At 69.5% G+C, this 21668-nt stretch carries 18 protein-coding genes; 6 read left to right on the top strand and 12 right to left on the bottom strand.

The window, feature by feature from the left end; all coding sequences use genetic code 11:
• Nucleotides 1-53 precede the first annotated feature (53 nt).
• Nucleotides 54-863 carry a uroporphyrinogen-III synthase gene (locus ACLJO0_RS11185; protein ID WP_125798395.1) on the bottom strand — a complete coding sequence of 270 codons (810 nt, stop codon included), beginning with the start codon at nt 861-863 and terminating at the stop codon, nt 54-56.
• The gene (locus ACLJO0_RS11180) at nt 856-1824 is read right to left on the bottom strand and encodes a helix-turn-helix transcriptional regulator (RefSeq protein WP_410578034.1); all 969 of its coding nucleotides are present in this window, start codon (nt 1822-1824) and stop codon (nt 856-858) included. The genes ACLJO0_RS11185 and ACLJO0_RS11180 overlap by 8 nt, the downstream gene beginning before the upstream one ends.
• A gap of 60 nt (nt 1825-1884) precedes the next feature.
• On the opposite strand from ACLJO0_RS11180, the gene ACLJO0_RS11175 reads away from it, so the two are divergent.
• Together ACLJO0_RS11175 and ACLJO0_RS11170 are read left to right on the top strand one after the other, a co-directional pair.
• Complete coding sequence (locus ACLJO0_RS11175; protein WP_410578033.1) at nt 1885-2280, top strand: DUF3224 domain-containing protein; 396 nt, start codon at nt 1885-1887, stop codon at nt 2278-2280.
• 9 nt (nt 2281-2289) lie between these two features.
• The gene (locus ACLJO0_RS11170) at nt 2290-3408 is read left to right on the top strand and encodes a DNA glycosylase AlkZ-like family protein (protein WP_410578032.1); all 1119 of its coding nucleotides are present in this window, start codon (nt 2290-2292) and stop codon (nt 3406-3408) included.
• A gap of 80 nt (nt 3409-3488) precedes the next feature.
• On the opposite strand, the gene ACLJO0_RS11165 is transcribed toward ACLJO0_RS11170, so the two are convergent.
• Genes ACLJO0_RS11165 through ACLJO0_RS11140 form a run of 6 tightly spaced genes read right to left on the bottom strand, consistent with a single transcriptional unit; the run spans nt 3489 to nt 12318 of the window.
• Nucleotides 3489-4592 (bottom strand): uroporphyrinogen-III synthase, encoded by a 1104-nt coding sequence (locus ACLJO0_RS11165; protein ID WP_410578031.1) that lies wholly within the window; start codon nt 4590-4592, stop codon nt 3489-3491.
• Complete coding sequence (nirD, locus tag ACLJO0_RS11160) at nt 4589-4936, bottom strand: nitrite reductase small subunit NirD (protein WP_410578029.1); 348 nt, start codon at nt 4934-4936, stop codon at nt 4589-4591. The genes ACLJO0_RS11165 and nirD overlap by 4 nt, the downstream gene beginning before the upstream one ends.
• Nucleotides 4933-7437: a nitrite reductase large subunit NirB gene (gene nirB, locus ACLJO0_RS11155; protein ID WP_410578027.1), complete on the bottom strand. Its 2505-nt coding sequence runs from the start codon at nt 7435-7437 to the stop codon at nt 4933-4935. Before nirB ends, nirD begins: the two co-directional genes overlap by 4 nt.
• On the bottom strand, nt 7437-8795 hold the full coding sequence (locus ACLJO0_RS11150) for a nitrate/nitrite transporter (RefSeq protein WP_410578025.1): 1359 nt from the start codon (nt 8793-8795) through the stop codon (nt 7437-7439). The genes nirB and ACLJO0_RS11150 overlap by 1 nt, the downstream gene beginning before the upstream one ends.
• A gap of 29 nt (nt 8796-8824) precedes the next feature.
• Entirely contained in the window at nt 8825-10252 is a 1428-nt protein-coding gene (locus ACLJO0_RS11145) for an FAD-dependent oxidoreductase (RefSeq protein ID WP_410578024.1), read from the bottom strand.
• Nucleotides 10249-12318 (bottom strand): molybdopterin oxidoreductase family protein, encoded by a 2070-nt coding sequence (locus tag ACLJO0_RS11140; protein WP_410578022.1) that lies wholly within the window; start codon nt 12316-12318, stop codon nt 10249-10251. The genes ACLJO0_RS11145 and ACLJO0_RS11140 overlap by 4 nt, the downstream gene beginning before the upstream one ends.
• Nucleotides 12319-12567: 249 nt before the next feature.
• Between ACLJO0_RS11140 and ACLJO0_RS11135 the strand changes: the two genes are divergently transcribed.
• From ACLJO0_RS11135 to ACLJO0_RS11125, 3 genes are read left to right on the top strand one after another with little or no spacing between them, the layout of a single operon-like run.
• The gene (locus ACLJO0_RS11135) at nt 12568-13092 is read left to right on the top strand and encodes a PadR family transcriptional regulator (protein WP_410578020.1); all 525 of its coding nucleotides are present in this window, start codon (nt 12568-12570) and stop codon (nt 13090-13092) included.
• Between the two features lie 15 nt (nt 13093-13107).
• Nucleotides 13108-13788, top strand: a complete 681-nt coding sequence (locus ACLJO0_RS11130; RefSeq protein WP_410578018.1) for an ABC transporter ATP-binding protein — start codon at nt 13108-13110, stop codon at nt 13786-13788.
• Nucleotides 13785-16028, top strand: coding sequence for an FtsX-like permease family protein (locus tag ACLJO0_RS11125; RefSeq protein ID WP_410578016.1), 2244 nt, complete (start codon nt 13785-13787; stop codon nt 16026-16028). The genes ACLJO0_RS11130 and ACLJO0_RS11125 overlap by 4 nt, the downstream gene beginning before the upstream one ends.
• Before the next feature lie 39 nt (nt 16029-16067).
• Here the strand turns inward: ACLJO0_RS11125 and ACLJO0_RS11120 are convergent, their stop codons facing one another.
• On the bottom strand, nt 16068-16865 hold the full coding sequence (locus tag ACLJO0_RS11120; RefSeq protein WP_410578014.1) for a TIGR02569 family protein: 798 nt from the start codon (nt 16863-16865) through the stop codon (nt 16068-16070).
• 105 nt (nt 16866-16970) lie between these two features.
• Between ACLJO0_RS11120 and ACLJO0_RS11115 the strand changes: the two genes are divergently transcribed.
• Nucleotides 16971-17918, top strand: coding sequence for a hypothetical protein (locus tag ACLJO0_RS11115; RefSeq protein WP_410578013.1), 948 nt, complete (start codon nt 16971-16973; stop codon nt 17916-17918).
• Between the two features lie 323 nt (nt 17919-18241).
• Here ACLJO0_RS11115 and moeZ read toward each other — a convergent pair whose 3' ends face one another.
• From moeZ to ACLJO0_RS11100, 3 genes are all read right to left on the bottom strand, one after another.
• Nucleotides 18242-19420, bottom strand: coding sequence for an adenylyltransferase/sulfurtransferase MoeZ (gene moeZ / locus ACLJO0_RS11110; protein WP_125796631.1), 1179 nt, complete (start codon nt 19418-19420; stop codon nt 18242-18244).
• Between the two features lie 116 nt (nt 19421-19536).
• Nucleotides 19537-20712, bottom strand: a complete 1176-nt coding sequence (locus tag ACLJO0_RS11105) for a DUF3152 domain-containing protein (RefSeq protein WP_410578011.1) — start codon at nt 20710-20712, stop codon at nt 19537-19539.
• Between the two features lie 81 nt (nt 20713-20793).
• Nucleotides 20794-21651 (bottom strand): alpha/beta fold hydrolase, encoded by an 858-nt coding sequence (locus ACLJO0_RS11100; protein ID WP_410578009.1) that lies wholly within the window; start codon nt 21649-21651, stop codon nt 20794-20796.
• Nucleotides 21652-21668: the final 17 nt, after the last annotated feature.

Genomic DNA, 21668 nt, shown 5'->3' with positions numbered 1-21668 from the left:
CGCCGCCCTCCCCGCGTCCGATGTGTCGAGCCTGGCAAAGCGGGCTAGCCGCGTCAAGACGGCCGAATGCGCAGTTCCGCGACGAGAAGTTTGACGAGCGCGCCGAGTCGCTGACGTTCGGGCTGGACGGTCGGCACCCCGGCGGCTTCCAGCGGCGCCGCGGTCACCGGTCCGACGCACGCGCACAACACCGGACCTCGCAGTGCGGCAAGGAGTTCCTCGCGACGCGAACCCGCCAGCGTGAGCAGGTTCGTGGCCGCCGGAGCGGAGGTGAAGGCCAAAGCGTGCACGCGTCCGGACAGCACACTTTCGACGAGTTCGTGCACAGGTCCGACGTCGGCGGGCGAAAGCCAGCGGTACGGCTGTGCCTGGACGACGTCCGCGCCCGCGTCCCGCAGCGAACCGGTCAGTTCGGGCAGCAGGGTTCCGTGCAACTGGACGGCGACCCGCGCCCCGCGAACCCCTGCGTCGCGCAAGCCTTCGAACAGTTCCGCGTTGCTCTCTTCGGGCGCGGAGAATTCCTCGCGCAGCCCCTCGCCGCGCACGGCGCCTGCCGCTTTCGGTCCGCGCACGAAGATCCGTGACGCCGCCAGCCGCTCCAGCAACGGTTCGCGCAGCCCCCAGCCTTCGGCCGCCGAAAGCCAGCCGCGGAACCCGGCACCGGTGGTGACCGCGGTGAACCCGACCGGTCCGGCCAGTACGGCGTCCGTGGCCGCCCGCAGTTCGGTGTCGTCGGGAAGCGGGACGATGCGGATGGTGGGTGCGTGCAGCACTGTCGCGCCATGCCGCATCAGGGCGCCGATGAAGTCTTCCGCCCGCCGTTCCGCGGTGATCCCGATCGTGATGCCTGCCAGGTCAGCCATAACGCGCGCCCATCTTCCTGATCTCCTCCGCCAGCCGCTCGCGCAGTTCCGGCGGTTCGAGCACTTCGAGGTTCCCGCCGAACCGCAGCAGTTCGCCGACGGCCGATTCTCCCGGCTCCACGGGCAGTTCCATCGTGAGCCAGCCGTTTTCATCCGGCTCGGCGTCCGCTTCCCGCAACGCCCGTACGCCGACGGCGCCGAGATAGAACGGCACCAGTATGCGGGCGAACTCGTTCAGCCGGACCACCGCCACTCGCGAGTACATCCGCTTTTCGAACTGCTCAGACCACTCCTGCCAGTACCGCGCGAGGTCGAAGTCGGACGGCCGCTCGAAGGTCTCACCGAGATCGTCGAGCTCTTCGATGCGGGACACCCGATAGGTCCGGTCGGTCCCGTCGCATCGGGCCGCGAGATACCAGTTGCCCGCCTTGAGGATCAGGCCGAGCGGGTCGAGAACGCGATCGACCTTCCGCTGCCCCCAGCGTTCGTACCGGACCTTGATCCGCCGCGCCTGCCAGACCGCGTCGGCCAGTTCGGACAGTCGCGGCAGGCTCTCGATCCCGCGATGCCAGCCGGGAACGTCCAGGTAGAACCGGTCGGAGACCTTGCTCGCCCCGGCGCGCAGTTCCGCGGGCATGGCCGCGTGCAGTTTGAGCTGCGCGGCGGCGAGGACCGTGCCCAGCCCCAGTTCGGCGGCCGCGCCCGGCAGGCCCGCCAGCGAAAGCGATTGCGCCTCCTCCTCGGTCAGCCCGGTCAGCCGCGTGCGATAGCCGTCGATGAGCTGGTACCCGCCCGTGCGCCCGCGGTCGGCGTACACCGGCACGCCGGCCGCGGACAGCGCCTCGACGTCGCGATAGACCGTCCGAACCGAGACCTCCAGCTCGGTCGCCAGCTCCTCGGCCGTCATCCGGCCGCGGTTCTGCAGCAGGAGGAGGACCGACAGGAGTCTGCTCGCGCGCATGACTCCAGTATCCCCGAAAACCTGACATGATCTGACAGGTATGGCTGACAGGGTGAACCCATGAACACGTTCGCCATGAAGAACTGGGAAGAAGCCCTCGTCAGCGGCACGGAGGGCGGGCCGCGCGTGGCACACGCGCACGCCACGTTCGCCTACAGCGGGCTGATCGAAGGCGAGGCGGTCATCGACTACCTGCTGTACTACGCGGGCGAGGGCTTCGACGGCGGCGGAACGACATCGCCCGGTCTCGAAAGGATCGAAGGCAGTGTGGACGGGCGCAACGGAAGCTTCGTGATCAAGCACGACACCGGGTTCGACGCGAAGGGCATCTCGTCGACGTTCACGGTCGTCGAAAGCTCCGGAACGGGTGAACTCGCCGGGATCGCCGGCACCGGCACCACGACCGGCGCGCTCGGTGAGCCGACGATGTCGTACACGTTCGAATACGCGCTCTAGGGAGGACCAGTGCTCGAGGTCGATCGCGAGCAGGTGCTGGCGTACCGGATCGCGGCGCACGGACTGCACCGCGAGGAGACGGATCCGGCCGCGGCGGCCGTGTTCGACCTCGGGTTGCAGGATTCCGTGCGGGACACCGCCCTGCTGGGCCTGGCCGCCCGGATCGATGGCGACATCACGCCCGAGGTCTGGGATGACGAGCGCTTCGTGCTCGCGTGGACGCATCGCGGCGCGCCGCATTTCCACCGTCGCGCGGAGCTCGACGCGATCCGGGCCGCGCTCGTGCCACTCGACGAGAAGGACGCGATGGCGCGGATCCTCTGGCAGCGCAAGCAGGTCGAGGACGCGGCCATGTCCGCGACGGACGCGCTGTTCACCGCCGCGAAGGCGATCCGCGAGGTCGTCACCGGTACGCAGACCAAGGGCACGGTGAGCGGCGCTGTCACGAAACTGATCCCCGAAGGCCTTTCGTACGCCTGCCGCGGCTGCGGTGTCGTGCACATCTACGAGCAGCTGATGCGGGTCGCGTCGATCCACGCCGGAGTCCGGCTGGAGGCGGGCGCGACCCCGGCGACGTTGGCGCCTCTGGAAAGGCGCGGTCGGTTCAAGACGTCGCCGGACGTCGAGGCCGCCGAACGCGTGGTCGAGGGCTACCTGCGGATCAACGGTCCCGCCGCCCCCGGTGACGCCGCCGTCTACGTCGGAACGACCCGCACCGGCGTCGACACGATGTGGCCGGACGGCCTGGTCGAGGTCCGGGTCGACGGCAAGAAGGCGTTCCTGCCGGAAGACCGTGTGCCGCTGCTGGAAAAGCCGCCGGAGCCGGACGTGGTACGCCTGCTGCCGCCGCTGGACCCGTTCGTCCAGGCCCGCGACCGTGCCGTGCTGGTGCCGGACAAGGCGCGACAGAAAGAAGTCTGGAAGATCCTCGGCAGTCCCGGCGCGCTGCTGGCCGACGGCGAGATCGCCGGCGTGTGGCGGGCCAAGGCGAGCGGGAAGAAACGGCTCGACTTCACCGTCACCCCGTTCGACGCACTCCGCCCGGCCGTGCGGAAAGCGGCCGAGGAGGAGGCGGCCCGCGTCGCCGCCGCCCGGGAGTTCCCCGACTTCCGCGTCACCTGGTCCTGAGCGCAAGGCCCCGCAATTCGTCACCTACTTGCGCCACTTCCCCGCGCGACCACCCGCAAGTAGGTGACGAATTGCGGGGGTCACGAGTCGATGGCCAGGCGGTAGCCCCGTTTCACCACCGTCTGGACGAGTTTCGGTGATCCCAAAGAGCTCCGCAGGCGCCCGATGGCGGTTTCGACGGCGTGTTCCTCGCCGCCGTCGGGCAACGCGGCGACCAGCTCCCGCCGGGAGAACACCCGACCCGGTGACTCCGCCAGCGCCCGCAGCATCGCCATCGGCGCGGGCGCGATGTCGCACCACTGCCCGTCGACCAACGCCGCCTGACCACGCAGTTCGATGCTCCGCCCGCCCGCACGCAACCGCGGTGAACGGGCTTCGAGCGCCTCGGACACGGTCCGCGCCAACGCCCCGATCCGCGACCGCGCGGGCTGGACCGTCGGGATCCCGAGGGCGGCCAGCGGTGCCGCGGTGATCGGTCCGACACAGGCGACCACGACGCGCTTTTCCAGTGCCCGCACCACTCCCGGCAGCTTCCCGGTCCGCTTCGCCACCGCCAGCAGCGACGCGGCCGCGGGCGCGCTGGTGAACGGCAACGCGTCCACCGAGCCGTCGAGGACGGCGTCCAGCAACCGGTCCAGCGGCCCGCGATCGGCCGGGCCGACCCAGCGGTACACCGGGACCTCGATCACCTCGGCGCCCGCCGCGCGCAGACTGTCCACAAAGTACGGAAGCGGCTCGCCGTGCAGCTGCACCGCGATCCGCTGACCGTCCACACCGGAATCCAGAAGATGCCGCAGCACCTCGGCGTTGCTCTCCGAGGTGGGCGAGTAGTCCTCCGAAAGCCCTGCCGCGCGGATCGCTCCTTTGGCCTTCGGACCGCGTGCGAGCAGCGCCGAATTCCCCAGGCTGTCCAGCAACTCCTCCCCCAGCCCCCAGCCTTCGGCCGCCTCGACCCAGCCGCGGAAGCCGATCCCGGTCGTCGCGACGACGACGTCGACGCGGTCTTCCAGCAACCGCATGGTCGCCGACCGCAGTTCGGTGTCGTCGGCGAGCGGTACGATCCGGATGGCCGGACCGTAGCGCACGGTCGCCCCCTTACGCACGAACAGCGCGCCGAGCTCGTCAGCCCGCCGCGCCGCCGTGATCCCGATGACGAATCCCGCCAGGGGAAGGACTTCTGTCACGGTGAGAATTCCACCTCCACCACTCCCCCGGAGACCCGCACCCGGTACGCCTCGACCGAGACACCCTCGGCGTCGAGGCATGCGCCGGTCCGCAGGTCGAAGCGTTCCTTGTACACCGGCGACGCCACCACGGGGACTCCGCCCGCATCGCCGACGATCCCCCGCGAGAGCACCGCGGCCCCGCTGACCGGATCCATATTGGACAGTGCGTACCAGCGATCGCCGGGCAGCCGGAAGATCGCCACCTGCACGCCACCGTCGAGCAGGGCGGCGACACCGGACCATTCGGGGACCGCGCCCGCCGCACAGACGGCGGTCCAGGTGCGCTCGATCGAGGTCGTCACTGTTTCACCTCCGGGATGCCCAGCAGCACGGGCACCTTCTGGTCGCGTTCGGTGCGGAACGAGATCGTCGGATCCGGCGTGCCCGGCGCGTTGACGAACGAGCTGAACTTCGCCAGCTTCTCCGGGTCTTCCAGCACGCCGCGCCACTCGTCGGCGTAGTCGCCGACGTGCTTGGCCATCGCCGCGTCGAGGTCCTCGCAGATGCCGAGCTTGTCGTCGACGATCACCGCGCGCAGGTGGTCGAGCCCGCCTTCCATCTCCTCGACCCACGGCGCGGTGCGCTGCAGGCGGTCGGCCGTGCGGACGTAGAACATCAGGAACCGGTCGATCGTGCGGATCAGCGTCTCGGTGTCCACTTCGGACACGAGAAGATCCGCGTGCCGCGGGGTCGCGCCGCCGTTGCCGCCGACGTAGAGATTCCAGCCCTTGTCGGTCGCGATGACGCCGAAGTCCTTGCTCCGCGCCTCGGCGCATTCCCGCGCGCAGCCCGAAACCGCGGACTTCAGCTTGTGCGGCGACCGAAGGCCGCGGTACCGCAGCTCCAGCTCGATCGCCAGCCCGACGCTGTCCTGCACGCCGTAACGGCACCACGTCGAACCGACGCACGACTTCACCGTGCGCAACGACTTCCCGTACGCGTGTCCCGACTCGAACCCGGCGTCGACGAGCCGCCGCCAGATCAGCGGCAACTGGTCGACGGTGGCACCGAACAGATCGATCCGCTGCCCGCCGGTGATCTTGGTGTACAGCCCGAAATCCATCGCCACCTGCGCGATCACCATGAGCTTCTCCGGCGTGACCTCGCCGCCGGGGATCCGCGGGACGACCGAGTACGTCCCGTTGCGCTGCAGGTTCGCGAGGAACTTGTCGTTGGTGTCCTGCAACGTCGCCTGCTCGCCGGCGAGGATGTGCCCGTTGCCCAGCGTGGCCAGGATGGACGCGATCGCCGGTTTGCAGATGGCGCAGCCGGTTCCGGTGCCGTAGCGGTCGATCATCTCGCTGAACGTGCTGATCCGCGTGGCCTGGAGGATCTGGAACAGCTCCGCGCGCGACTGCGGGAAGTGCTCACACAGCGCCTTCGACTGCTCGACGCCGCAAGCCGTCAGCAGCTTGCCCAGCAGCGGGACACACGATCCACAGGCCGTCCCGGCGCGAGTGCAGCCCTTGATCTTGGCGACCGAATCGCAACCCTCTTCGGTGATCGCGTGCGTGATCGCGCCCTTGGAGACCGCGTTGCAGGAACAGATCTGCGCGGCGTCGGGCAGCGCGTCGACACCGACCGCCGCCCCGCCGCCGGCCGGGGCGAGGATCGCGCCGGGCTCGGCGGGCAGCGGCCTGCCGACCATCGCGCGCAGCGTGTTGAACTCGCTCGCGTCGCCGACGAGCACCCCGCCGAGCAACGTCTTCGAGTCGTCCGAGATGACCAGCTTCTTGTACGTCCCGGCGACGGCGTCGTTGAACGCGACTTCCAGCGCGCCCTCGGTCGCCGCGTGCGCGTCACCGAAGCTGGCGACATCGACGCCCATGAGCTTGAGCTTCGTCGACATGTCCGGCTCGGGGAACGTGCCCTCGCCGCCGGTCAGCCGCGCCGCGACGATCTCCGCCATCGCGTACCCCGGCGCCACGATGCCGTACACCTTGCCGTCCACGGCCGCGCATTCGCCGATCGCATACACCGCCGGATCCGACGTCCGGCAGGTGTCGTCGACCAGGATGCCGCCCCGAGCGCCGACCTCCAGCCCGGACGAACGCGCCAGATCGTCCCGCGGCCGGATACCCGCGGAGAACACGACCAGGTCGACGTCGAGTTCCGTACCGTTGCCGAGCTTGGCGATGTAGCGCTCGCCGTCCGGCTCGATGGCGTCGGTCGACGTTCCCGTGTGGACGGTCACGTCGAGGTCGGTGATCAGCCGCCGGAGCAGGCCACCGCCGCCCTCGTCGACCTGCAGCGGCATCAGGCGCGGCGCCATCTCGACCACATGCGGCGAGAGACCCATGTCCCGCAACGCCTTCGCGGCTTCCAACCCCAGGAGTCCGCCGCCGATCACGACCGCCGAACGACGTCCGCGCCCGGGCCGCTGAGCGGCTTCCCGGATCGCGTCGAGGTCCTCGATCGTCCGGTAGACGAAGCAGCCCGGAAGATCGTGCCCCGGCACCGGCGGGACGAACGGCCGCGAACCGGTCGCGAGGACGAGCGCGTCGTACGGCTGCTCGTGTCCGGCTTCGGTGGTGACGACCTTGCGGTCCCGGTCCACCGAAACCACCGAGTCGCCGAGCCGCAGCTCGACCAGCGGGTCTTCCGCGTAGTCCGCTCCATCGAGTGCGAGGGAAGCGGGATCCCAAGTGTCCACATAGGACGTCAGGGCGACACGGTCGTAAGCGGGCCGCGCCTCCTCGGCGAGGACCACGATCTGCCACTCGCCGGTCTTGTCCTCCGCGCGCACCGCTTCGACGAGCCGGTGCGCGACCATGCCATGTCCCGCGACGACGAGTTTCCGCATCAGACCTCCGCTCCGGCGAGCGCCAGACCTCGGACGCTCGCCACCTCCGACTGCTGCTTGCGCAGGTACACCACCCACGTGACGGCGAAGCACAGCCCGTAGAAGACGAGGAAGGCGATGAACGCCGGCACCCCGCTCTTGGTGTCCGCGAACGACTGCCGGAACGCCAGGTTGATGAACAGCCCGCCGAGCGCGCCGATCGCCCCGGCCAGCCCGATCAAGGCTCCGGAAAGCCTGCGGGCCTTGAGCATCTCCAGCGTCTCGTCCGCACCCTCGCTGATCGCGACCTTCGCCTTGGCGCGGAAGATCGCCGGGATCATCTTGTACGTCGAGCCGTTGCCGATGCCGGTGAGCACGAACAGCACGATGAACGCGACGGTGAACAGCGCCAGCGAGTTCGACGTCGAAGCGAGGATCAGCACCACGGTCGCCGCGGCCATGCCGACGAACGTCACGAAGGTGATCTTGCCGCCGCCGATCCGGTCGGCGAGCCAGCCGCCCGTCGGCCGCGAGAACGAGCCGAGCAGCGGGCCGAGGAACGTCACCGCGGCCGCCTGCAGCGGGGTGCGGCCGAACTGGTTCTGCAGCACCAGCCCGAAGGCGAAGCTGTACCCGATGAAGGAACCGAACGTGCCGACGTAGAGGAACGACATCACCCAGGTGTGCGGATCCTTGACGACCTCGCGCATCGCCTTGGTGTCGCCCTTCATCGAGGCGAGGTTGTCCATGTAGAAGTACGCGCAGACGGCCGCGACCACGATCAGCGGGATGTAGATCGCCAGCACCACCCGGGGTGCGGTCGCGCCGACGGTGCCGATCACCAGCAGCCCGATCAGCTGGATCGCCGCCACGCCGAGGTTCCCGCCGCCCGCGTTGAGCCCGAGCGCCCAGCCCTTGTGCTTCTCGGGGTAGAACGCGTTGATGTTGGTCATCGACGACGCGAAGTTCCCGCCGCCGACCCCGCCGAGCGCGGCGATCAGCAGGAACGTGCCGAGCGAGGTGCCCGGTTGCATCGCGATCGCCGCCAGGATCGTCGGCGCCAGCAACAGCAGCGCGCTGACGATCGTCCAGTTCCGGCCGCCGAACCGCGCCACCGCGAAGGTGTACAGCGGCCGCATCAACGCACCGATCAGCGTCGGCGTCGAGACCAGCAGGAACTTGTCCGCGGCCGAGAACCCGTACTGCGGTCCCATGAACAGGACCATGACCGACCACAGTGTCCAGACGGAGAAGCCGATGTGTTCGGCGAGGACGGAGAACCAGAGGTTCCGCCGGGCGATCTTCTTCCCGGTCTCCTCCCAGAACTGCTCGTTCTCCGGATCCCAGTGCTCGATCCAGCGCTTGCCACGAGCGTGCATGAGGTCCTCCTTGGTGGATGCGTTCGGGTTCACTGGGCGGCCAGCCATTTCGCGACCCCGCCGACGGCGTCCTTGCAGCCGCCGCAGCCGGTGGTCGCCCTGGTCGCTCCGGCGAGGGCCGGGACGTCGGTGGCACCGGCGCGCCAGGCCTCGACGAGCCGTCCCTTGGTCACCGCGTTGCAGCGGCAGATGACCGCCGACGCGGGCAGATCGGCCGGGCTCGCCGCAGACGGCGCACCGGGCGGAAGGGCGCGCCCTAAAAGGACCGCCAGCCGGTCTTCGGGCACCGGAGTGCCCCGGTCGTAGAGTTGCGTGATCGTCGCGGCCGCGTCGGGCAGGCCGAGCAGGATCGCGCCGGCCACCCGGTTCTCACGGATGACGAGCTTGCCGTAACGGCAGCCCGCCGGGTCGCTGAAGGTGAGTACTTCGGCGGCTGGGTCGTCGGCGCCGGTCATGGTCTCGCCGAGCGCGGTGAGGTCGATGCCGCGCGCCTTGAGCCGCGTCACCGCCTGGGTGCCGCGATACCGCGACGCGGATTTCGTGCCGGTGACCAGATCCGCGACGACGGCGGCCTGTTCCCACGCGGGTTGCACGAGACCGCCGAACGCGCCCGGATGCTTCGCGCAGTCACCGATCGCGTGGATCCGGCCGTCACTGGTGCGCAGCAGATCGTCGACGACGATGCCGCCCTCGACGGTCAGCCCGGCGTCCACGGCCAGTTTCGTCTCGGGCCGGACACCGGTGGAGACGACGATCAGATCGGCGGGTACGTGCGTGCCGTCGTCGAGTTTGAGCCCGTCGCCGCTGACATAGCGCGCGGCACCGACCCCGAGCCGGAAGCCGACGCCGAGTTCTTCGAGCTTCCTGGTCAGCACCCGCGCGGACTCCGCGTCGAGCTGGCGCTCCATGATGTGCGGCATCGGATGCACGACGGTGACGAGGTTTCCTCGTCCGGCGAGGCCTCGCGCGGCTTCCAGGCCGAGCAGCCCGCCGCCGAGCACCGCGACCGGGGCGCCCAGTTTGGCGGCGTCGAGGATGCGGGCGCAGTCGTCGAGGGTGCGGAACGCGACGACGTCCGGACCGGGTTCGAGTCCTTCGACCGGCGGCATCCACGGGTTCGCGCCGGTGGCGAGCACGAGCGCGTCGTAGTCCACAGTGGATCCGTCGTCGAGGTGGATCCGCCTCTCCGTGCGATCGATCGACGTCGCGGTGACGCCTCGCCGCAGGTCGGCACGGGTGCGGGTCGACCATTCGTCGTCGTGCAGCCGGACGGCCTCGGGCCGCATGGTCCCGGCGACCACCGACGAGAGCAGCACCCGGTTGTAGGCGGTGTGCTCCTCCGCGCCGACGACGGTGAGCCGCACGCGTTCGCCTTCGGGGTCGCGGCGCTGGATCTCGTCCGCGAGCCGCGCGCCCGCCATTCCGTATCCGGCGATGACCACCGACCGGGGGCTCACGCGACGGCCTCGGCCGGGGCGAGCGCGACCGCGCACACCTTGAACTCGGGCATCCGGCTCGTCGGGTCGAGCGCCGGGTTGGTCAGCAGGTTCGCCCTGCCCTCGCCGGGAAAGTGGAACGGCAGGAACACCAGGTCGGGGCGCAGCGACGCCACGCAGCGGACCCGGGCGACGGTCTCGCCGCGCCGCGAGCGCACGACGGCGAGGTCGCCCTCGGTCACCCCCGCCCGCGCGGCGGTGTCGGGATGAACTTCCACGAAGGCCTCCGCTACGACGTCGTTCAGCTCCTTGACCAGCCGGGTCTGTGCCCCGGACTGGTAGTGCTGCAGGACCCGGCCCGTGGTGGCCTGCAGGGGGAATTCGGCGTCGGGCAGCTCGGCCGGGCCGACGTGGTCCACCGGGACGAACCGCGCGCGGCCGTCCGGGTGGGCGAAGGAGTCGAGGAACATCCGCGGCGTGCCGGGATGCGATTCCGCCGGGACGGGCCAGTAGAGGGCCTCGCCGTCCCGGAGCCGGTCGTAGGTGACGCCCGAGTAGTCGGCGACGCCGCCCTTGGACGCCTGGCGGAGCTCGGTGAAGACGGTCTCGGCGTCCGCCGGGAACCGTCCGTCCGGCTGGCCGAACCGGCGGGCGAGTTCGGAAAGCACGTAGAGATCGGTCTTCGCGCCGGACGGCGGGTCGATCGCCTTGCGCCGCAGCAGGATCCGGCCTTCGAGGTTGGTCATCGTGCCGTCCTCCTCGGCCCACTGGGTGACCGGCAGGACGACGTCGGCCATCGCCGCGGTCTCCGAAAGGACGAGATCCGAGACCACCAGGAAGTCCAAAGAGGACACTTTGTCCTGGATCTTCCCCGCGCCGGGCGCGGAAACTACGAGGTTGCTGCCGAACACCATCAACGCGCTCGGTCCGTCTTCGGTGCCGAGCGCCTCCAGCAGCTCGACGGCCGAACGGCCCGGCCCCGGCAGGGATTCCGGCGGCACACCCCACACTCCGGCGACGTACTCGCGGGCCGCGGGGTCGTCGATCTTGCGGTAGCCGGGCAGCTGGTCGGCCTTCTGCCCATGCTCACGTCCGCCTTGGCCGTTGCCCTGCCCGGTCAGGCAGCCGAAGCCAGAACCCTGACGCCCCGGCAGGCCGAGCGCGAGCGCGAGGTTGATCCAGGAGTTGACCATCGCGGTGCCGTTGGCGTGTTGCTCGGTGCCGCGCGCGGTGAGGATGTAGGCGTTGCGGGCAGCGGCGAGTTTGGCGGCGACGCGGCGCTGGTCGGCGGCGGAGACCCCGGTGACCTGCTCGACCCGCTCCGGCCACCAGGCCGCGACCGAGCGCCACAGTTCCTCGAAGCCGTTCGTCCGCTTGTCCACATAGGACTGGTCGAGCAGGCCGTCGGCGACGACGGCGTGCAGGATTCCCTGTGCGAGCGCGAGGTCTGTGCCCGGCGCGGGCGCGAGGTGCAGTCCGGCGAGTTCGGCGGTCGGGGTGCGGCGCGGGTCGACGACGATCAGGTCCGCGCCGCGCAGGTGCTGCGTGAACGGCGGCATCGTCTCGGCCGGGTTCCCGCCGACGAGCAGGACCGCGTCGGCGTCGGCGAGATCCGTGACCGGGAACGGCATACCGCGGTCGGCGCCGAACGCCTTGATCCCGGCGGCCGCCGCCGAAGACATGCAGAACCGGCCGTTGTAGTCGATCTGCGAGGTGCCCAGGGCGACCCGCGCGAACTTCCCCAGCAGATACGCCTTCTCGTTGGTCAGGCCGCCGCCGCCGAAGACGGCGACCGAATCGGCACCCTTGGCCGCGCGGATCTCGGTGAGCCGCCGCGCGACGAGGTCGAGCGCCTGCGGCCAGGACGCGGGCCGCAGTTCACCGTCGACCCTGATCAGCGGCGTCGTCAGACGGGAAGGCGAGGTGAGGAGCTCCCCCGACGTCCAGCCCTTCTGGCACAGGCCGCCGGCGTTGACCGGGAAGTCACGCGGCGCGACCCGGGCGCCGTCGAGGCTCATCCCGCACTGCAGGGCGCAGTACGGGCAGTGCGTGTCCACCGCGGTCGCGGTGGGGGCGGCGAGCGGCACGGGCACCTCCTCCAGGCGTCGATAGCGCTTGAAGGTAGGTAGGCCGTGTTACCTGGAAAGTCCTGAATGTTTCAGGCGTTTGACATTGACCGCCGCCGATGGACGTCACACCGTGAGGTCACCGCACCCCCCGCAATTCGTCATCTACTTGCGGTCGTCGCGCGTGCGACCACCGCAAGTAGATGACGAATTGCGACTATGAACGAAGTGTATAGACCGTGCGTATACACACTGTGTATAGTCGCCCCCATGTCCATCGGGAACACGCTGCTCGGCCTGCTCGAAGCGGGCCCCAAGCACGGTTACGACCTCAAACAGCTCTACGACAAGCAGTTCCGGCAAGACCGTCAACTGCACTACGGACAGGTCTATTCGACGCTGAACCGGCTCTTGAAGAACGGCCTGGTCGAGGAGAACGGCGTCGAAGCGGGCGGCGGTCCGGACCGGAAGCGGTACGCGATCACCGAAGCGGGCGTCACCAACGTCGAAGAATGGCTGAAGAGCCCGGAAAATCCCTCGGTCTACCTGCAGAACACGCTCTACACGAAGATCGTGCTCGCGCTCCTGTCCGGCCGGGGCGCCCAGGATCTGCTCGACGCCCAGCGGAGCTCCCACCTGCGCGCCATGCGCGAGCTCACCGCCCGCAAAACCGACGGCGACCTCGCCGACCAGCTGATCTGCGACCACGCGCTGTTCCATCTGGAAGCGGATCTGCGGTGGCTGGAACTCACCGCCGCCCGCCTCGACGACCTCGCGCGCCAGCTGACGCGCTGATCTGGGGACCACACAGTGGAAACACCGTTGTTACACGGGCTCGGCCTGCACAAGGCCTTCGGCCCGAATCAGGCGCTGACCGGGGCCGGACTGACGCTCGAAGCCGGCGAGATCGTCGCGATCATGGGCCCATCGGGATCCGGGAAATCGACGCTGCTGCACTGCCTGTCCGGCATCCTGCGGCCCGACGTGGGCCAGGTGCTGTTCCGCGGGCGCGATCTCGCGACCATGCCCGACGCCGAACGCAGCGCCTTGCGCCGCACCGAATTCGGTTTCGTCTTCCAGTTCGGGCAGCTCGTCCCGGAGCTGACCTGCCTGGAGAACGTCGCGCTGCCGCTGCGCTTGGGCGGGATGAGACGCCGTCCAGCCGAGCGGATCGCGCGGGATTGGCTCGACCGGCTGGAAGTCGGCGACTCGGACGACAGCACACCTGGCCGGATTTCGGGCGGGGAGAGCCAGCGGGTCGCCATGGCCAGGGCGCTGATCACCGAACCGTCGGTGATCTTCGCCGACGAACCGACCGGCGCGCTGGACTCGCTGAGCGGTGAGCTCGTCATGCGCCTGCTGTCCGAGACGGCGAAACAGACCGACGCCGCCGTCGTCCTGGTCACCCACGAACCGCGGGTGGCCGCCTACTCCGACCGGGAGGTCATCGTGCGAGACGGCCGGACCCGCGAACCGGTGGTCACCCGATGACCGGACGCGAAGATCTGCTGCTCGGGTTCCGGCTGGCCGTCGGGGGCGGCCGGGGCTCGATCGTCAGGCTCGTCCTGAGCGCCGTCGGCGTCGGGCTCGCGGTGGCGATCCTCCTGGTCGGCGCCTCCGCGGGCACCGTCATGGAGAACCGTGACCAGCGGGTGCACGCCGCTTCCCCGCGGCACGAACCGGTCCCGGGCGTCGCACCGCTGAACTACAGCGCGACCAAGACCGACTTCCGTGGCCAGGCGATCGCGCTCGTCCACCTCCAGCCCACCGGGCCGGCCTCGCCGATCCCGCCGGGCGTGGACCGGTTGCCCGCGCCGGGTGAGGTCTTCCTTTCGCCGAAACTGGAAGAGCTCGTCGCTTCCGACACCAGTGGACTGCTGCGGCCGCGCCTGCCCGGCAAACCCGTCGGGATCATCGACGCGGCGGCCGTGCTCAATCCGAACGACCTGGTCGCCTACGTCGGCACGGACGAACTGAGCGGTGGCATCGCGACCTACGCGTTCGGTTCCGACCCCGCCTACGAAAAGCCGTTCGAACAGGGAATCCTCTCACTGCTGCTGGTCGGCCTTTTCGTCCTGCTCACGCCCGTGTTCATCTTCGTCGGGACGGTCTCCCGGCTCGGCGGTGCGTCCCGTGACCGGAGGCTCGCCGCATTACGGCTGGCAGGCTCGTCCCTCACCCAGCTGCGCCGGATCACCGCGGCGGAATCCCTCGTGGGCGCCGTGTCCGGGCTGGTCGCCGGAACAGTGTTGTTCCTGCTCTTCCGCGGCGCGGTGGCGGACTTCCAGGTGTTCCGTTTCGGGGTGTACCCGAAGGACCTGACGCCATCGTGGCCGCTGGTGGCGCTGATCGTGCTCGTGGTCCCCGCCCTGACCGTCGCGACGGCTTGGGCGGCCCAACGGCACACGGTCGTCGAACCGCTCGGAGTGGTCCGCGAGACCACCCCGCCGCAGCGCCGGTTGTGGTGGCGGCTACTGCCGATCGTCGCCGGAATCGCTCTGATAGCCCCGGATCTGGGTGTCGCCGGCGAACTCGGCCGGATCGCGCTGATCGGGGGTGCCGTCCTGCTGATGCTCGGGATCCCGGCGTTGCTGCCGTGGCTCCTGGAACGCGTCGTCTCCAGGATCAAGGGCGGACCGCCGTCGTTCCAGCTCGCGATCCGCCGTCTGCGCAACGACAGCGGCACCCCGTCACGGGTGGTCGCGGGTCTCTGTGTGGTGCTCGCCGGGGCGATCGCGTTGCAAAGCCTGTTGACCGGCCAAGCGGTGCTGACGGCCGGTTACGAGGACAGAACCGCAGGCCGGGCCACCGTTCACGCGGACGGCCCGGTGGCCGACCGGGCGGTGGCCGCCGTCCGCGCGGTTCCCGGCGCGGCCGGTTTCCAGAGCATGCGCTCGATGCTCGTCGGCGCGAGCAGCGCGGGCTACGCGCTCACCTCCTTCGCCGTCGCCGACTGCGCCACGATCGAAGCGGCCACCACCGCGACCGGTTGCCGCGACGGTGACGTGTTCACCGACACCACGTCCATCCAAAAAGGACAGTCGATGAAACTCGTCGACAACGACAAGCGCGAACGACCCTGGACCGTTCCGGTCACGCCGCGGCCACTCGAGGTGAAACCGTCAGGGCTCGCCGAGCAGCTCGGGGTCAGCTTCCTCGCGACACCCGCCGCGGTGGCGGGCGTCGACCTGGCCGCCGCATCGGTCACGGTGAGCCTGCGCGGGACGACCGGAGATCCGGACTTCGTCGAACTGGTGCGGAACTCGGTGGCGCCGTACAGCGGACAGGTCACCGTGACGTCCTACAACGGGCAACGGGCCTCCGACGAGGCCCGGATGTTCGACGACGCGCGGAACATCCTGTTCGGCGGTGCCCTGTTGGTCCTGCTGCTGGCCGGGGTGAGCCTGCTGGTGCTCGCCCAGGAACAGGTCCGGGAACGGCGCCGGGCGCTCGGAGCGCTGTCCGCCACCGGTGTCCCGGTGCGCGTGATCGTCCGGTCCCTGTTGTGGCAGAACGGGATTCCGCTGCTGTTGGGCATCGTGGTCGCCACGGCGACCGGGATCGCCCTCGCCGCGCTGGGCAGGCGGCTGTTCTGGGACGTGCTGTACGTCGACTGGTCCGCGGTCGGGATGCTCATCGCGGCGGCGGTCGCGATGGTGCTGCTGGTGACGGCGTCGACAGTGCCGTCCGTGCGCTCGGCGGTGAAAGCGGAGAACCTGCGCACCGAGTGATCCGTCCGTGAAGGCCCCTTGTCCGGGGCCTTCACGGACCTACAACACGGCGCTGACGTCGCGGGCGGCGGCGCGGAGCCCGTCGTGCGCCGCTCGCGTCGACCGCGGGTCGAGGGCGTTGGCGGCGAGGCGGAAAAGGATCGCCCGCAAGAGAAGCTGGGGCCACTCGGGCAGATGCGCCCAGCGTTCGAGAAGATCGATGGTGGCGCCGCCCCAGGCCAGCGCGTCGACCGCGACGATCGCGGCACCCCATTCACCGGGCCGGTAGTACGGCACGAAATCGACGATGCCGGGGGCCGCGTCGCCGTCGAACAGCACGCCCGCGAGAAGCTCCCCGTGCACGACCTGGTCCGGCAGTTTGACCGGTCTTCGGGAGCCCGCCAGCACCTCGAACCAGCGGCCGCCCTTGTTCTCGTCGAGGGACAGGTCCGCCTCGCCCCAGGCGAGTTTGTCGGCCAGCGCCTCGAGATCGGTGCGCCGCCCCAGGAAATCCGGCCGCGGCAACCCGGCCGTCGCCCGATGCAGTTTGACCGCCGCGTGCACGACCTCGTCGTAGCGGTGCTCGGCCGTACCGGACACGAACCGGTTCGCCGACCAGCCGCCGACCACCCACCGGCCGTCACTGGACCGAACGGGCTTCGCGACCCGCAACCCCGGCTCGTCGACGGCTTCCAGCGCCCGCGCCGTCCACAGCGTCCGCGACTTGTCCACGACGGGCTTGAGCACGAGATCGTTGTAGCGCCAAGCGGTCGTGCCGGGCAGCGGTTCCGCGTCACCGGTACGTCCGCCGAACGCCGAACAGACGTGTTCCGGAGGGCTTTCAAGGGTGGCACGCACGGCTCGGGACGTTACCCCGTCTTCCGCGCCACGAACGAGAAGACGCGCTGGTATTGAGTAGCGATACTCAAGACAGGATCGCTTCTGACCTGCCATTCTTCGACCGTGATCCCCCGAACGGCGCAGCGCACCGCCCTCGCACTCGGCTCGCTGTGGCTGCTCGGCACCCTGGGCGCGGTCACCGTGGGCCTGTTGCTCCCGCTCGCCGCGTTCCTGCACGCTCCCTGGCTCGCGTTGCCGGTGCCGCTCGTGTCGATCGGCGTGGTCTACCTCGTCGGTTTCGCCGCGCCAGCAGCGTTTCCTGCCGTCGCGAAACCCTGGCCCCGGTTGGCGTGGGCCTTCGCGACCGGGATTGCCGGCGTTTTCGGCGCGATCTTCGTGATGGAGGTGGCGGAGGCGTTCGATCCCTGGTTCGCGGTGCCGTTCCTCGGCGTGCCGGTGCTGCTCGTCGCGGGGCTGTTCGCGTACGACCTCCGGATCCGGGCCGTCGCCGGGATCCTCCTGATCGCGCTGATCGCGGGCGGGATCGCCGTTCCCGCGGCCCTGCCCGAAGACACCGCCACCCGGCGGCTGGCCGTGACCGGTGTTCCACGCGACCGCACCCTCGCGGCCGACCTCGGTCCCCGGCGGCTCCCGACCAAAACGACCGAAGACTCCGGAGCGCTGATCGTCGAGTACGCGCCCCAACTGTGGATCTCGCCCGTCTGGACCTTCGCGACCGACGCCGTCGAGAGCTGCGAGACGTCGGTGAAGACCGGCTGGCGCCTCTCGAACGCGACGTGCGCCCAAGTCGGCGACGGCGAGTTCCTCCGGCGGAACGCGGATCGGATCGAGTTCATCCAGCGGCGCGGCGCGCTTTCGGTGCACGTCGCGGGCAACCACAACTGGAAACCCGAGGAACTGCGCGAACTGGCCGCGAAGACCCATCCGCTGACCGACGCCGAGATCATCGCCGCCGTGCCGAAGTCGCCCCATGGGAACCGGAAGGACGTCGTCGCGGGGTTCGCGACCTTCGTGCGGGCGATCTTCGTCGCGGGCAGGTCCGGTCCGTGAAGGCCCCCTTGAGGGACCCAGGATCCGTGAGGGCCTCCTTCACTACCTTCAGGGTAGGGAAGGAGGCCCTCACGGCATCGGCAAGAAGAGAGCAAGGGACCTTTGCTATCGCCTGCCTTGCCTGCGGCCAGGGGCGCGCGGGGCCGCCGGTCCCTGAAGCCCGCCGGTCCGTGAAGGCCTCCCGTGCAATGAAAGGCTCTTTCCTTGCAAATTTTGCAAGGAAAGAGCCTTTCATTGCATGAGCGGCAAGAGGGTGCGCTCGCCGGACCAAAGAGAGCAAGGGACCTTTGCTATCGCCCGCACCCCCGGCCCAGCGAGAAGCCTCAGTAAGTCGGCAGGCTCTGGTCGATCTGCCGCGCCCAGGCCAGCACGCCGCCACCGAGGTGGGTCGCGTCCTTGAACCCGGCCTGGTGCAGCGCCGCGAGCGCCTCCGCCGAACGCGCGCCCGACTTGCAGTGCAACACGATCGGCTTGTCCTGCGGCAGTTCCGACAGCGCCTCGCCCGAGAGGATCTTGTCCTTCGGGATGAGCGTCGCACCCTTGATGTTCACGATCTCGTACTCGTGCGGCTCGCGGACGTCGATGAGGGCGAAGTTGTCACCGTTGTCGAACTTGGCCTTGAGCTCCGCCGGAGTGATCGTGTGCCCCGAAGCGGCCGAAGCTGCTTCGTCGGACACAACGCCACAGAAGGCTTCGTAGTCGATGAGCTCGGTGATCTTCGGGGTCTCCGGATCCTTGCGGATCTTGACCTCGCGGTACTTCATCTCGAGCGCGTCGTAGCTGACGAGCCTGCCCAGCAGCGGCTCACCGATGCCGGTGATCAGCTTGATCGCCTCGTTCACCATGATCGAGCCGATCGACGCGCACAGCACGCCCAGCACCCCGCCCTCGGCGCACGACGGCACCATGCCGGGCGGCGGCGGCTCGGGGTAGAGGTCGCGGTAGTTGAGGCCCTTGCCGTTCGGCGCGTCCTCCCAGAACACGCTCGCCTGCCCCTCGAACCGGTAGATCGAGCCCCACACGTAGGGCTTGCCGGTGAGCACGGCGGCGTCGTTGACCAGGTAGCGCGTCGCGAAGTTGTCGGTGCCGTCGAGGATCAGGTCGTACTGCTCGAACAACTCCAGCGCGTTGGACGACTCGAGCCGGTCGGTGTGCAGGTGCACCTTGACGAACGGGTTGATCTCGGCGATCGACTCCTGCGCGGACGCCGCCTTGAGCTTGCCGATGTCGGACTGGCCGTGGATGACCTGGCGGTGCAGATTCGATTCGTCGACCTCGTCGAAGTCGACGATGCCGAGCGTGCCGACCCCGGCCGCGGCCAGGTACAGCAGCGCCGGGCTGCCGAGGCCGCCGGCACCGATGACCAGCACCTTGGCGTTCTTCAGCCGCTTCTGCCCGGTCATCCCGACGTCCGGGATGATCAGGTGACGGCTGTACCGGGCCACCTCTTCCTTGGTGAGCTCGGCGGCCGGCTCAACGAGCGGCGGCAGCGTGCCTGACATCGGGTCCTCCATCTCGCGTGGATCGCGGTCGCATCCCAGTATCTACAACACCGACAGGCGGAAACGACTTCCCCTGTTTCAGATCCTGGGAAATTCCAGCAGATGGGATGGCGGGACTAGGGTGTCTGGTTCGGCCAGGAGCCGGGTTTGCAGACCTTGCCGTCCGCGGGCACCTTGCCGCGGTCACCGCCGGGGAGATTGTTCAGCTGCGCGACGAAGTCGTTGGAGACACCGAACGTCTGCTGCATCATCACGGGCGCGATCCCGCCGTTCTCCTTGCAGCCCACGTGCTTTCCGCCAAGGGCGTGCCCGACCTCGTGGTTGATCGCGTACTGGCGATACCCGACCATGTCGCTCTCGAACGCCATCGCTCCGCGCACCCAGCGGGCGAGGTTGATCACCACGCGCTTGTCGAAACTCGACCGGTAGCACGAGGTCTCGTAGGTGATCTGGAACATGCAGACGTCCGCGCGATGCGTCGTGTTCGGTGTGGTGAGACTCACCCGGAAGCTGGGGTTCGGGTAACTCGCGTCGACCCGCTGGAGCGCTTTCTTGCCGTCCCACGTCCAGCTCTTGGCATTGGACAGGGTGCCCTCCACCATCACGGCGAAGCTGTCGTCACCGCCATAGCTGACCGGATCGATACCGTCCTCGACCTCGACGGTGTACGTGAACAGCTGTCCCGTGCCGACCTTCTCCCCCTTGCCAGGCACCACGTGATAGGTGCCCTGGCCGGACTCGGTGAAAGGGTCGCCCTTGGGCAGGTCCGCGGTCGGGATCTTGAGATCGACCGGTTTGGCCGGATTCTCCGGGAGGACGTCGCCGCCCCCGTCGACACCCGCGCCCGGCTCGCCGCCGTTGCCGGCGGAACCGTCCGCTCCATCGCCCGAAGCGACGCTCGTCCCGTCCGTGGCGATCGGTTCGGGTGGGCCGGTGGCGGTGTTGAACACGACCAGCGCGGTGATCACCACGAGGATCGGCAGCGCGTACACCCGCCAGCCGTAGGTCTTGGCGAAGTGGCCGATGCCGCCCTTGCGCTTGCGCGCCTTGGGCTTGGCGGCGCCCGGCTCGTGCGGCTTCCACGACGCGCTGAGTGGCTGGGCGCTGGTCCGGCGGCCGCCGGGGCGGTAGCGGTCCTCGTCCAGCCGCTGCGACGGCGGCGGTGTCGGCCGGTACTGGCCGGTGCGCGGCGCGTCAGAGGTCCGAGGCTGGGTACGCGGCGGACGGCGACCGGAGGCGGAGTACTGAGACCGCCGTCCTTCGCCCTGCGCGCCTTGCTTAACCCGGTCCACGGGAACCAGGGTGCCATAACCGAACTGTGATGTTGTGAGCGACCGGCGCTTCGCGCGGCGTGTCCTGCCCACCCGAATGGGCTACCAGGTGCCCGATTCGACCGATTCCCACATGCCCAAAACGGCCCGCGCTACGACATTCGGGCGTTCCATCTGCGCCACGTGGCCGGTTCGGGGGAGAACGAGCAACCGGGCGTGCGGAAGTAGCCGAGCGGTGCGCGCCGCGCGCCGGACGGAGATCACCCGGTCGTGCTGCCCCCAGACGACGAGTGTCGGCGCGGCGACGTTCGGCGCGACGGCCCACAACGACGCGGGACCGCGCGCGGACCACGTCCGGAAGATGCCGAACGTGCTGCGAGCGAGCGCGGGGGCGGCCCAGGCGAAGGCGGCGCGAGCGCTGTGCTCCTCCTCGAGCTCGTCCAGCCTGCTTTCGGCGAAGCGGCCCGGGTCGGCGAAGCACAGCTTGATGACCTGCATGGCACGTTCGCGCGGACCGAGCGCAGCCAGCTGACGGCGCACCCGCGGGCCGATCAGCGGCAGATACGCGAACGCCATCCGCGGATCGGACAGCCGCTTCATGCTGGGCCGGAGATCCGGCATCGCCGGCGAGATCAGCGTCAGCGTCTTCACCAGTTCCGGATGCCGGGCCGCGACGAGCAGCGCGACCGCTCCCCCCATCGAGTTGCCGAACAGGTGCACCGGCCCGGCGTCGAGGCTCTTGATGTGGCTCGCGACGATCTCGGCGTGCGCGTCGAGGCTGAAGTCGAAAGCGTCGGGCGGCTCCGAGTAGCCGAACCCCGGCAGATCGACCGAAGTACCTGCCGCTTGGGGCGCCAAGAGGGCGGCGAGATCGGTCCAATTCGTGGACGAGCCGCCGAGCCCGTGGACGTAGACGGCCGTCTCGGGACCGCCCGGGGTCCGGCGGATGTGCAATTTCACCCCGCCGACACCTATTG

Source organism: Amycolatopsis sp. lyj-108 (assembly GCF_046549005.1).
Taxonomy (GTDB): Bacteria; Actinomycetota; Actinomycetes; order Mycobacteriales; family Pseudonocardiaceae; genus Amycolatopsis.
Note: the sequence above shows the minus strand (reverse complement) of the source record. Positions and strands in the feature narration are given on the sequence as shown.

Coding starts and splice junctions, on each gene's coding strand:
- ACLJO0_RS11185 (WP_125798395.1), bottom strand. CDS start 863: ATGGCTGACCTGGCAGGCATCACGATCGGGATCACCGCGGAACGGCGG.
- ACLJO0_RS11180 (WP_410578034.1), bottom strand. CDS start 1,824: ATGCGCGCGAGCAGACTCCTGTCGGTCCTCCTCCTGCTGCAGAACCGC.
- ACLJO0_RS11175 (WP_410578033.1), top strand. CDS start 1,885: ATGAACACGTTCGCCATGAAGAACTGGGAAGAAGCCCTCGTCAGCGGC.
- nirB (WP_410578027.1), bottom strand. CDS start 7,437: ATGCGGAAACTCGTCGTCGCGGGACATGGCATGGTCGCGCACCGGCTC.
- ACLJO0_RS11150 (WP_410578025.1), bottom strand. CDS start 8,795: ATGCACGCTCGTGGCAAGCGCTGGATCGAGCACTGGGATCCGGAGAAC.
- ACLJO0_RS11135 (WP_410578020.1), top strand. CDS start 12,568: ATGTCCATCGGGAACACGCTGCTCGGCCTGCTCGAAGCGGGCCCCAAG.
- ACLJO0_RS11125 (WP_410578016.1), top strand. CDS start 13,785: ATGACCGGACGCGAAGATCTGCTGCTCGGGTTCCGGCTGGCCGTCGGG.
- moeZ (WP_125796631.1), bottom strand. CDS start 19,420: ATGTCAGGCACGCTGCCGCCGCTCGTTGAGCCGGCCGCCGAGCTCACC.